Here is a 10,590-nt window from a genome sequence, read left to right as displayed (position 1 = left end):
AATGTAGTGATCATTAGGCTGCCACCTTATTCGCCAGAGTTAAACCCCATAGAACAAGTGTGGAGTTGGCTTAGACAACGCAAGTTATCCAACAGAACCTTTGCAAACTATGATCACATTCTGGATCAGGTCAGCGAAGCATGGAATGTGTTTATCTCACGTGCTGACAGGGTGAAATCATTGTGCTTTAGGGGCTGGATAAATCTGACCAGTTAATTATTCAAAATGGTATAAAAAACCTCGCGAGATTTTCTAAACCTAAGTAAATGTGCTCTCACACAGTATAAGCACAGTGCAACATCTCCCTCCTTATTCAACAGAGCTAAATCCAATAGGGCAAGTGTGGATCTGGATACGACAATATTGTTTATCCAATAGAGTGTTTTCGGGGTATGAAGAAATTGTTGATGACGTTTCAAAGGCATGGGAGCACTTTATTTCTATATCGGATCGAGTGACCAAGATGTGTAGTCGAGAATGGATAAAGTTGATTTAACCTTTAAGCGGATTGGTATAAGCACCGCATTGTGGGAGGCGGCAGTCATCTATTTCTTATTGCGTAGGGTCGTAGGCTATGCTATTTGGGCAATAGACTTCGTTTTTTGTTTAATGCTGCTCTAATTAATGCTACCAGCAAATACACTTAAATATGCCGAATAAAGAAACATTTGCGATTTTTTTTGAGCTGTATATACTTACAGTAAATAAACCACTGTATGGAACACCAGTTAATGCGTCCTCTAACAAAACGACAAGAACAAATCTTTGAATTAATAAAAGTATTCATAAAAGATACTGGCATGCCTCCAACTCGTGCTGAAATAGCTGATGCCTTGGGTTTTAAGAGTGCAAATGCAGCGGAAGAGCATCTTAAGGCGCTTGCGAAAAAGGGAGTTATCGAAATGGTCCCAGGCGCAAGCCGAGGGATTCGACTTGTAGAGGATGAATCCGAACAACTTGGTTTACCTATTATTGGCCGTGTTGCAGCTGGTGAGCCTATACTGGCAGAGCAACATGTAGAAAGTCACTTTAATGTGGATGCGAGTTTTTTTAAGCCGAACGCCGATTACCTTTTGAGAGTTAATGGTATGAGCATGAAGGACATTGGTATTTTGGATGGTGATCTATTAGCAGTCCACAGGACTCAAGTAGCGGAAAATGGCCAAGTGATAGTAGCTCGCGTAGAAGAGGACGTGACTGTTAAACGCCTTGAAAAGAAAGGAAAGAAAGTTTTTTTACATGCAGAGAATGAAGAATTTAAAGCGATTGAAGTGGATTTAGAGCATCAAAACTTCTCTATTGAAGGACTAGCCGTTGGTGTGATAAGAAACGCTGACTGGATGTAGTTTATGAAAGCGAGTGTAGCGTTAAATACAAAGTTGCGCTTGCTTTAACTATATTTTGTTTAAAAGTAATAATTAACTTTTCTAACTGTGTGAAAGTAAGGTGATAACAGTGACTTTATTCATTTAGCAACATTTTTAGTTTTCTGATCTTTATACACTATTTTTCATCATTCTTCGTTTTACTCCCTATTGTCCCCAGTTTTGATTCTAAAGTCGGTCTTCTCGAAAATCTTGCAATTTGTTTGTTTTTTGACTAATTGGTTAATAGTCGTGCAGTAAGTCTATGTACAAATAGACAATATGACAGTCATCCAATAATAACAAAAGACAACCGCGAGTTGTCTTGAAGGAGACGTCAAATGAAAATTTGTCGATTAGTTGTAGCATTCATCGCAATGCTAATCGCCATTCCCTCACTTGCTAACAGCGCTTACAATATGAGGCAAGGCGTTACAGACATTAGTCATCAAGTATATGAGCTTCACATGACCATATTTCTAATATGTTGCGTCATTGGAGTGATTGTGTTCGGGATTATGTTTTGGGCGCTTATAAAGCATAGGAAGTCAAAAGGCGTTGTTGCTGCGCAATTTCATGAAAGCACCAAAGTGGAAATACTTTGGACTGCAATTCCCTTCTTGATACTCATTGGCATGGCAATACCAGCGACAAAAACGCTTATTGCTATGGAAGATACGAGTAAAGCTGATCTGACCATTAAGGTCACAGGCTCTCAGTGGAAATGGCACTATGAGTATATGGGGCATGATGTTGAGTTCTATTCTTTGCTCTCTACTCCGAAAGATGAAATTAGTGATCTTAAAGAAAAAAATGAAAATTACCTGCTTGAAGTTGATAAGCATTTAGTCATTCCCACCGATAGGAAAGTTCGCTTTTTGATGACCTCAGATGATGTCATCCATTCTTGGTGGGTACCCGATTTTGCGGTGAAGAAGGATGCTAATCCGGGCTTTATAAATGAGGCATGGACAAAGGTAAACGATGAGGGAATTTACAGAGGCCAATGTGCTGAATTATGTGGCAAAGATCATGGTTTTATGCCAGTCGTCGTCGAGGCCGTAAGTCCTGATAAATTTGATACTTGGCTCAACGATGCTAAAGCCGAAAAAGCAAAAGCAGAAGCCGAGTCACAAGCAGTTGCCCAACAAACGCTTTCGAAAGAAGAATTAATGGAGGTTGGTGAACAAACTTACATGGCTTATTGCGCAGCTTGCCATCAACCAACTGGGCTTGGGCTACCTGGAGTTTTCCCTGCAATGAAAGGAAGTAAAGTCGTCACTGGAGATATCAAAGCTCATATAGATATTCTACTTTTAGGTCGCCCAGGAACTGCAATGCAATCTTTCGCAAAGCAATTAACAATTAAGCAGATTGCGGGGGTGATCACCTATAAAAGAAATAGCTGGGGTAATGACACCGGCGATGTTATTCAGCCAAGCCAAATACAGCGTGAGATAGATGCATTAGAGGAGGGTAAGTAATGAGTGCCATCGTAGAAGAACATTCACACCATACAGCTCCCAAAGGCTTAAAGCGCTGGCTGTTTACCACCAATCATAAAGACATTGGAACACTGTATTTATTGTTCTCATTAACCATGTTTTTAATTGGCGGTGCTATGGCAATGGTGATCCGCGCCGAGCTTTTTCAGCCTGGGTTACAGCTTGTAGATCCGCATTTTTTTAATCAAATGACGACAGTGCATGGACTAATAATGGTATTTGGCGCAGTAATGCCCGCATTTACTGGTCTTGCCAATTGGATGATCCCAATGATGATTGGTGCTCCTGATATGGCGTTACCAAGAATGAATAACTGGAGTTTTTGGATACTACCCTTTGCATTTGCAATTTTACTGATGTCATTATTTTTGGAAGGCGGCGGGCCAGCTTTCGGTTGGACTTTTTATGCGCCATTATCTACAACGTATAGCAATGACAATACTGCATTTTTTGTTTTTGCGATCCATATAATGGGTATCAGCTCGATTATGGGTGCTATCAACGTTATTGTGACCATCGTCAATCTTAGAGCACCAGGTATGACATGGATGAAGTTGCCTTTATTTGTCTGGACTTGGCTGATAACCGCATTTCTTCTGATTGCTGTAATGCCCGTACTCGCTGGTGCCGTGACTATGGTATTGACTGATAAGTTCTTTGGAACGAGCTTTTTTGATGCAGCAGGTGGGGGTGATCCTGTTATGTTCCAGCATATATTCTGGTTCTTTGGTCATCCTGAAGTGTATATCATGATATTACCTGCCTTCGGCATAATCTCTACGATAGTACCGGCATTTTCAAGAAAGAAATTGTTTGGCTATGCATCAATGGTTTATGCAACCGCTTCAATTGCACTGTTATCGTTTGTTGTGTGGGCTCATCATATGTTTACAACGGGTATGCCTTTAGCCGGTGAGTTGTTTTTTATGTATGCAACTATGCTCATTTCAGTGCCTACAGGCGTTAAGGTTTTTAATTGGGTAGCTACAATGTGGCGAGGTGCCATTAGTTTTGAGGTGCCCATGCTTTTTGCCATTGCATTTATCGTACTTTTCACAATTGGTGGGTTTTCCGGTTTGATGTTAGCGATTACGCCCGCAGATTTCCAATATCACGATACCTACTTTGTTGTCGCTCACTTCCATTACGTGCTGGTTACGGGGGCTGTGTTCTCAATAATGGCTGCCGCGTATTATTGGTTGCCAAAGTGGACGGGGCACATGTTTGATATCAAATTGGCTAAATTTCACTTTTGGCTCTCCTTGGTTAGTGTAAACGTATTATTCTTCCCAATGCACTTTGTTGGCCTTGCAGGCATGCCAAGGCGGATCCCTGATTATGCTCTACAGTTCGCTGATTTCAATGCGATCATTAGTATCGGAGGATTTGCTTTCGGTCTTTCTCAACTGTTGTTTGTTGCAGTGGTTTATAAATGTATAAAAGGTGGAGAGCAAGCCCCAGGGAAAGTGTGGGACGGGGCAGAGGGATTAGAGTGGAAAGTACCATCTCCGGCTCCTTATCATACCTTTTCAACGCCACCGGAGATTAAGTAATGCAGCATGGACGCCTGCTTAAGAAGCTTATTTTGTTGACGCTGGGCATGTTTGCTTTTGCTTTTGCACTGGTTCCCTTATACGACGTTTTTTGTGATGTCACAGGCCTGAATGGTAAACCATCCATGGAAGTCGCAAAGCAGAGCGAGTCAATTGCACAAAGTCGACAAGTAGATGTGAGCTTCACAACGCATAGTCAAAGCCAGGCGCCATTTAAGGTAGATGCAGTCGAACATTCGGTTAGTGTTCAACCCGGCAAGCTAACCGATGTGAAGTTTATTGCAAAAAACTTGAGTGGTAGCGAGCGTGTGTTGCAAGCGATCCCTTCAGTGTCTCCTGGGAAAGCCGCAAAGTATTTACACAAAATGGCCTGCTTTTGTTTTGATCAGCAACCAATGAAAGGCAAAGAAGAAGTTGAGTTTGTTTTGAGATTCTATGTAGATACGGAGCTCCCAAGTGATGTTGAGGAACTCACGCTTTCATATACGTTGTTTGATATTACAGAGCGAGTTAGCAAACAAGACAGTGATAGATTGAGTATGCTAGCCGCTCGAGAGGAGTTCAAATATGAACCATGAACAAGAAAAATATTACGTGCCTGAGCAAAGCCCATGGCCGATAGTCGGTGCTTTTGCGTTGTTTTTCATCGCTGTTGGGGCTGCACTTACCATTATTCAGCTAAACTCTTCTGGGAACAGCGGAGTAATGTTACTGCTTGTGGGTATTGCTGTGCTGATATACATGATTTTTGGTTGGTTTAGGAATGTGATTCAAGAATCTCAAACTGGATTATATTCTGCCCAAATGGATCGTTCGTTCAAGCAAGGAATGGGATGGTTTATCTTTTCCGAAGTTATGTTTTTTGCTGCTTTTTTTGGTGCACTTTTTTATGCACGAATGATAGCCGTGCCGTGGTTAGGCGGTGCAAGTAATAACGCCAGCACCAACGAGGTTTTATGGCCTCAATTTGAAGCTGTATGGCCATTGCTCACAACTCCAGATGGAACTGTAACTCAAGCTATGGGTTGGCAGGGACTTCCGCTGATCAATACGATTATTTTATTAGCATCATCAGTAACCCTTAGCTTTGCTCATGTAGCTTTAGAAAAAGAGCAAAGGGCGAAAGTGAAGGCGTTCTTAGGATTAACAGTACTGCTTGGCGTCGCATTCTTAACCTTGCAAGTGGAAGAGTATATTCACGCTTATCAAGATCTGGGGTTAACTCTCCAGTCGGGGGTTTACGGTAATACATTCTTTTTACTGACAGGATTTCATGGCGTTCATGTCACACTTGGCGCGATTATTCTTTTCGTTATATGGATCAGGGTGTTGAAGGGTCACTTTACCGCTAAGAACCACTTTGCTTTTCAAGCTGGGGCTTGGTATTGGCATTTTGTTGATGTTGTTTGGTTGTGCCTGTTTGTATTTGTTTATGTGTTGTAACAACGGGTGAAGAGTGTAGTTTTATAAAGCCAAATTGAGCAGCAAGACAGATTAGAAGTACGACTGCTATTGATGCATACACTCTTTGTTGCAATAGCCTCGCCATAGACTCTTGTTGCTCTGACTTGAGCATGACTAGCATAGCTCTAAATAGATTTAGAAAAACGAGTAGTAACAATACAACAATAATAATTTTAATCATAAGGGGTGTCCGATGGATTTAGGTGCACTTTTTAAAGGTAGATCAAAACCCCCCATATTGGCAGCGTTAATCGTTGTTCTCTTATGTGGCTCGCTCTCTTATTGGCAGTGGCAAAGAGCACAGCAAAAACATGTGCTGCAGCGTAAAATTGAGCTTGAAAAATCGCTAGGCGTTGCTAATGAGCAGCAAGTAATGTCCCAGCCGCTCACGCAGTACGTTAATACTGAAGTGTCGATTACAGGGAGCTTTATAGATGATGCGGTTTGGTATTTAGATAATCAAGTCGTGAAAGGCCGAGTCGGTTTTGATGTAATTGGCATTATTAATACTTTCGAAACTGATGAGTATCTAGCTGTAAACTTAGGCTTTGTGCCACAGCAGGCTAGTCGCGTGCCTACCGCTCTCTCTCTACCAACAGGTACCGTTTCTCTACCTGTCTATATCAAATCTAGTGCAAGTAAGCGGTTCACCTTAGCTAAGTCTGCGGCAGAGGGAGCCACAAAACAATCTGTGATCCAGTACATTGATGTTGATTACTTGTCTGAGGAGTCAGGTAAATCGCTTTTACCTCTAATTGCTTACATGACTAAAAACAGGCTTGCTGGGACTGAGCCCCATTATCAGCCGGTAGTAATGTCACCACAAAAACATGAAGCTTATGCTTTACAGTGGTTGCTTATTGCCTTGGCCGCGGTAGTAATTGGCTGGAAACTTTCAAAAAAGGAGAATAAAAATGTCTAAAAGTGCGGCATGGTTTATAGGGCTGTTCGTATTCCCCTTACTGTTGGCATTTGTTGCCCTGAAGGTTGGCTGGATACCACATAGCACGACTAATCACGGTGAATTTTTAAGTCAGGAGGTTCGCCAAGCAGAGCTGGTTTTAGATACTGAGTGGAGTATCGTTTATCAGCGACCAAAGCAGTGTAACAAGCAATGTTCTTTACTGTTAGATAGCTTACCTAATTTGTATTTAGCATTGGGGAAAAACCAGCAGAAAGTATCGCTTGTGGTGTTACAGGAACAAAATGAGAAAGGTGTTGAGTACGCTACTTCTTTGCCGATGCACCTACATCAGTTAGATGAAAACTACCTCTATTTGGTTGATAAAACAGGATTGTTTGTACTTAAGTATGCACCAGTAGCAAGCTTAGAAGAAATGCGAAGTGTACAAAAAGGGCTACTGAGTGATCTAAAGAAATTATTGAATTACTCTCGTTCAAGTTAGGAGGTAAATATGTCCAAGGTAAGAATAAAAATCGCAATATTTGCCTGCTTCATCGCAATAACCGTTGTAACACTTGGCGCCTTTACACGCTTAAGTGATGCGGGGCTTGGGTGTCCAGATTGGCCAGGGTGTTATGGGTTTTTAACGGTACCTAATGAGACCCATGAACTATCTGTGGCTAAAGACAACTTTCCACATTTAGAAGTGGAAGCAGAAAAAGCTTGGATTGAAATGATCCATCGCTATTTTGCCAGCTTCCTCGGGTTACTTATTTTGGCACTTGCATGCATGAGGTTGTTCAACAAGCAAAAAACAGAAAGCCCGAATCGTCACTATTACTTACTGTTATTACTCGTGTTATTTCAAGGGGCACTCGGGATGTGGACCGTGACGATGAATTTACAGCCAGTCATCGTGATGGGTCATTTACTCGGGGGGTTTAGTATTCTTGCATTGCTGGTGTTACTGGTTCTAAGGCTGAAATACACCACTATTACAGCTAGTGTAACTAAGCCTACCTATCGCTTATGTTATGTGGCTCTTAGTGTGTTGATTATACAAATTGCGCTTGGTGGGTGGCTTGCCGCCAATTATGCTGCTCCACATTGTACAGGGTTGCCGCTATGTGACAATCTGCAACTCTTCTCTTGGCAGAGTTTATTTACGCTTCCTGAAGCGTCAGCGACTTATGAGTTTGGTGTTTTACCATTCGAATCTAGAGTATCTATTCACTTTATCCATCGGATATGGGCAGTTATTACCGTTTTAACGCTACTCGCTGCATGTTGGCCACACCTTAAAGCAAGCCAAAACCGAGTACTCCGACACTCAGCGCTTGTTGTTTTAGCTTTAGTTTCTATACAAGTTTTGGTGGGGGCTGCAATCGTACATTTCCAGTTTCCTCTGTTGTTGACACTATTCCATAACTTCATGGCAGCTATGGTGCTATTAGCAATGGTGAGATTGTGCTTTTTTATCAGCTTGGCGCAAAAAATAGGGGTGAAATATGCTTCAATTAACTAATTTTTCAGAGCTCCAAAAAGCAACTACGCTATTCAAAGCCTACTTTGGCATGTGTAAGTTCAAAGTAGTATGTATGTTGGTTATTACTGCTTGGGTCGGGATGATGTTAGCACCACAAAGTGATAAAACATTATTGGCACAATTAATGAATTTGTTTGGCATTGGTTTACTTTCGAGTAGTGCAGCAGCTGTCAATCATATCGTGGATAGAGAAATAGATAAAAAGATGGCGCGAACACGAAACCGACCGTTAGCGACGGACTCCGTTTCTGTATCATCAGCTTTAATCTTTGCGACGGGCCTAGCAATTTCTGGTTATGCTTTATTAACTATTTTCGCCAATCAGTTATGTGCGTTACTTACCTTAGCTGCACTATTCGGTTATGCCGTGGTTTATACGTTATTGTTAAAGCGCGCAACACCTCAAAACATAGTTATTGGGGGGTTAGCAGGTGCGATGCCCCCTCTGTTAGGCTGGGTCAGCGAGACAGGTCAGCTTGGTGCTGAGCCTTGGTTGTTAGTAATGATCATTTTTGCTTGGACACCTCCGCACTTTTGGGCACTAGCTATTGCTCGTAAACGAGACTACGAAAAAGCCGAAGTCCCCATGCTACCAGTAACACATGGAAATGAATTTACAAAACTCTGTGTGCTATTTTATACCATCATTTTGACTTTAGTCTGTTTGCTACCTTACCTAGTGGGAATGTCTGGTTGGATCTACTTACTGGTCTCTGGCATGGCAAATGTCGCTTTTATTTACAAAGCCACAAAACTTATGAAAACAAATAGTTTAGAGTATGCTATGAGGGTATTTTATTTCTCTATCTGGCATCTTTTGATAGTGTTCATTGCACTCTTTGTGGATAAAGCATTTATATGAAAAAATTTATCGTAATTATTTCTATGTTAATTCTGTTTGGTTGTGGGCCTGCACCAGATGTATCGGAAAAAGTGGTTTGGTACCCTACGCCTAAGGACGTTAAAGCGTTTGAATTAAGGGACCAATACGGTGAGGTAGTCTCAAACCAAGACCTTGCCGATAAATGGAATTTGCTATTTTTGGGTTACACTAGTTGTCCCGATGTGTGCCCTATGACGTTGTTGAAATTAACTCACGTATATCAATCCGTAAAAAACAAAGGTGACTTACAAGTATGGTTTGTATCAGTCGATCCTAACCGAGACACTGAAGAGAAGCGTTTGGCCTACATCAAGCACTTTGATCCTGACTTTAAAGCGGTATCTGCCGAGCATTCGGCTTTATTTCCTTTTGTGAGAGATCTCGGCTTAATCTACGCAATAAATCAGGAACAGACGGGGGAGTACTACGTTGATCATAGTGCGTCTGTAGCATTAATTAACCCAAAAGGTCAGCTTGAGGCTATTTTCAAACCTACACATACAGCTGGAGCTGTCCCTACAATCGATGACAAATTACTTCTCTCTGATCTAGAAAAAATCATCAATTAGTCTTATAGCGGCACTAGTTGACGCTAGTGCCGCTGCGCCATCTTACCTCTAACACTCTAATTATTTGCGGATTTTTAATCAATCTTTGTGGCATTTTTACCATCACGGTCTAAGCTAATTTTATTACTCATTTTTACAAGGATAGTCTTCAGCTCATGTTGAAACTTCCACCTGAAATGGCGATCAACCATGTGGAAAGCCTGTACCACCAGATTTTCCAAGATTCTATGGAAACGTCAGACATTACGATCGATATTAGTGAAGTGCAAAGAGCCGACACGGCATCCATACAGCTCTTGTGTGCCGTACAAAAGCATTTGCTCACTCTGGAGCATAAAATTGTATGGCATGGTGAAAGTGACGCGCTAGCACAGGCAGTAAACGAGCTGGGATTAACCCATTATTTATTCCATAGTATTGAAAATTAAGAGGTGAATATGAAAAAGATTTTAGCTGTGGATGATTCGGCGTCAATGCGCCAAATGGTTGGCTTTACATTAAAGAAAGCAGGTTTTGATGTCACGGAAGCAAAAGATGGTAGCGAAGCATTGTCTATTGCCAAGCAGCAAGGGTTTGATGCGGTGATCTCTGATGTAAACATGCCTGTAATGGATGGGATCACGCTTATTAAAGAGCTGCGCAGTTTACCCAACTATAAATTCACTCCTTTATTAATGCTGACCACCGAGTCTGGATTAGATAAAAAAACAGAAGGCAAAGCGGCGGGAGCAACAGGCTGGATAGTGAAGCCATTTAACCCTGAACAACTACTTGCGGTATTGAAAAAAGTCATAAGATAGAT

Annotated in this window: 14 protein-coding genes and 1 pseudogene; 14 read left to right on the top strand and 1 reads right to left on the bottom strand. The window is 41.6% G+C overall.

The annotated features are described in order from the left end of the window. The 7 genes and pseudogenes from CKO50_RS10695 to CKO50_RS10670 all read left to right on the top strand — a co-directional run. Positions 1-216, top strand: a 216-nt coding sequence (locus CKO50_RS10695; RefSeq protein ID WP_176474646.1) for a transposase, incomplete at its 5' end; no start/stop codon positions are given. An 85-nt stretch (positions 217-301) separates the two neighbouring features. Continuing rightward, positions 302-496: pseudogene (locus CKO50_RS24600) on the top strand (IS630 family transposase); the annotation flags it as partial. A gap of 235 nt (positions 497-731) precedes the next feature. Beyond that, a complete protein-coding gene (gene lexA / locus CKO50_RS10690) occupies positions 732-1,346 on the top strand; it encodes a transcriptional repressor LexA (protein WP_095728140.1) in 615 nt (204 codons plus the stop codon). A gap of 359 nt (positions 1,347-1,705) precedes the next feature. Continuing rightward, positions 1,706-2,848 (top strand): cytochrome c oxidase subunit II, encoded by a 1,143-nt coding sequence (gene coxB, locus CKO50_RS10685; RefSeq protein ID WP_095728139.1) that lies wholly within the window; start codon positions 1,706-1,708, stop codon positions 2,846-2,848. Continuing rightward, a complete protein-coding gene (gene ctaD / locus CKO50_RS10680) occupies positions 2,848-4,422 on the top strand; it encodes a cytochrome c oxidase subunit I (RefSeq protein WP_095728138.1) in 1,575 nt (524 codons plus the stop codon). The genes coxB and ctaD overlap by 1 nt, the downstream gene beginning before the upstream one ends. After that, the gene (locus tag CKO50_RS10675; protein ID WP_095728137.1) at positions 4,422-5,000 is read left to right on the top strand and encodes a cytochrome c oxidase assembly protein; all 579 of its coding nucleotides are present in this window, start codon (positions 4,422-4,424) and stop codon (positions 4,998-5,000) included. The genes ctaD and CKO50_RS10675 overlap by 1 nt, the downstream gene beginning before the upstream one ends. Further along, positions 4,990-5,865, top strand: a complete 876-nt coding sequence (locus tag CKO50_RS10670) for a cytochrome c oxidase subunit 3 (RefSeq protein ID WP_095728136.1) — start codon at positions 4,990-4,992, stop codon at positions 5,863-5,865. Before CKO50_RS10675 ends, CKO50_RS10670 begins: the two co-directional genes overlap by 11 nt. On the opposite strand, the gene CKO50_RS25115 is transcribed toward CKO50_RS10670, so the two are convergent. After that, a complete protein-coding gene (locus CKO50_RS25115; protein ID WP_081489941.1) occupies positions 5,771-6,067 on the bottom strand; it encodes a DUF2909 family protein in 297 nt (98 codons plus the stop codon). The genes CKO50_RS10670 and CKO50_RS25115 overlap by 95 nt on opposite strands. A 12-nt stretch (positions 6,068-6,079) precedes the next feature. Here CKO50_RS25115 and CKO50_RS10660 point away from each other — a divergent pair, with 12 nt between their 5' ends. The 7 genes from CKO50_RS10660 (at position 6,080) to CKO50_RS10630 (ending at position 10,588) form a co-directional block, all read left to right on the top strand. After that, entirely contained in the window at positions 6,080-6,808 is a 729-nt protein-coding gene (locus CKO50_RS10660; RefSeq protein ID WP_095728135.1) for an SURF1 family protein, read from the top strand. Continuing rightward, a complete protein-coding gene (locus CKO50_RS10655; RefSeq protein WP_095728134.1) occupies positions 6,801-7,292 on the top strand; it encodes a transmembrane cytochrome oxidase associated protein in 492 nt (163 codons plus the stop codon). The genes CKO50_RS10660 and CKO50_RS10655 overlap by 8 nt, the downstream gene beginning before the upstream one ends. A 9-nt stretch (positions 7,293-7,301) precedes the next feature. Then, the gene (locus CKO50_RS10650) at positions 7,302-8,315 is read left to right on the top strand and encodes a heme A synthase (protein ID WP_095728133.1); all 1,014 of its coding nucleotides are present in this window, start codon (positions 7,302-7,304) and stop codon (positions 8,313-8,315) included. Beyond that, on the top strand, positions 8,299-9,198 hold the full coding sequence (cyoE, locus tag CKO50_RS10645; RefSeq protein ID WP_095728132.1) for a heme o synthase: 900 nt from the start codon (positions 8,299-8,301) through the stop codon (positions 9,196-9,198). The genes CKO50_RS10650 and cyoE overlap by 17 nt, the downstream gene beginning before the upstream one ends. After that, positions 9,195-9,788 carry an SCO family protein gene (locus tag CKO50_RS10640; RefSeq protein ID WP_095728131.1) on the top strand — a complete coding sequence of 198 codons (594 nt, stop codon included), beginning with the start codon at positions 9,195-9,197 and terminating at the stop codon, positions 9,786-9,788. Before cyoE ends, CKO50_RS10640 begins: the two co-directional genes overlap by 4 nt. A gap of 155 nt (positions 9,789-9,943) precedes the next feature. Beyond that, positions 9,944-10,216, top strand: a complete 273-nt coding sequence (locus CKO50_RS10635; RefSeq protein ID WP_095728130.1) for an STAS domain-containing protein — start codon at positions 9,944-9,946, stop codon at positions 10,214-10,216. Positions 10,217-10,225: 9 nt separating this feature from the next. Next, positions 10,226-10,588: a response regulator gene (locus tag CKO50_RS10630; protein ID WP_010378447.1), complete on the top strand. Its 363-nt coding sequence runs from the start codon at positions 10,226-10,228 to the stop codon at positions 10,586-10,588. Positions 10,589-10,590: the final 2 nt, after the last annotated feature.

The sequence above is a fragment of the Pseudoalteromonas sp. HM-SA03 genome (assembly GCF_002289345.1).
Lineage (GTDB): Bacteria > Pseudomonadota > Gammaproteobacteria > Enterobacterales > Alteromonadaceae > Pseudoalteromonas.
This window is presented reverse-complemented; position numbering and strand designations above follow the sequence as displayed.

Coding starts and splice junctions, on each gene's coding strand:
- cyoE (WP_095728132.1), top strand. CDS start 8,299: ATGCTTCAATTAACTAATTTTTCAGAGCTCCAAAAAGCAACTACGCTA.
- CKO50_RS10635 (WP_095728130.1), top strand. CDS start 9,944: ATGTTGAAACTTCCACCTGAAATGGCGATCAACCATGTGGAAAGCCTG.
- CKO50_RS25115 (WP_081489941.1), bottom strand. CDS start 6,067: ATGATTAAAATTATTATTGTTGTATTGTTACTACTCGTTTTTCTAAAT.
- lexA (WP_095728140.1), top strand. CDS start 732: ATGCGTCCTCTAACAAAACGACAAGAACAAATCTTTGAATTAATAAAA.
- ctaD (WP_095728138.1), top strand. CDS start 2,848: ATGAGTGCCATCGTAGAAGAACATTCACACCATACAGCTCCCAAAGGC.
- CKO50_RS10640 (WP_095728131.1), top strand. CDS start 9,195: ATGAAAAAATTTATCGTAATTATTTCTATGTTAATTCTGTTTGGTTGT.
- CKO50_RS10660 (WP_095728135.1), top strand. CDS start 6,080: ATGGATTTAGGTGCACTTTTTAAAGGTAGATCAAAACCCCCCATATTG.
- CKO50_RS10675 (WP_095728137.1), top strand. CDS start 4,422: ATGCAGCATGGACGCCTGCTTAAGAAGCTTATTTTGTTGACGCTGGGC.
- CKO50_RS10650 (WP_095728133.1), top strand. CDS start 7,302: ATGTCCAAGGTAAGAATAAAAATCGCAATATTTGCCTGCTTCATCGCA.
- CKO50_RS10630 (WP_010378447.1), top strand. CDS start 10,226: ATGAAAAAGATTTTAGCTGTGGATGATTCGGCGTCAATGCGCCAAATG.
- CKO50_RS10655 (WP_095728134.1), top strand. CDS start 6,801: ATGTCTAAAAGTGCGGCATGGTTTATAGGGCTGTTCGTATTCCCCTTA.
- coxB (WP_095728139.1), top strand. CDS start 1,706: ATGAAAATTTGTCGATTAGTTGTAGCATTCATCGCAATGCTAATCGCC.
- CKO50_RS10670 (WP_095728136.1), top strand. CDS start 4,990: ATGAACCATGAACAAGAAAAATATTACGTGCCTGAGCAAAGCCCATGG.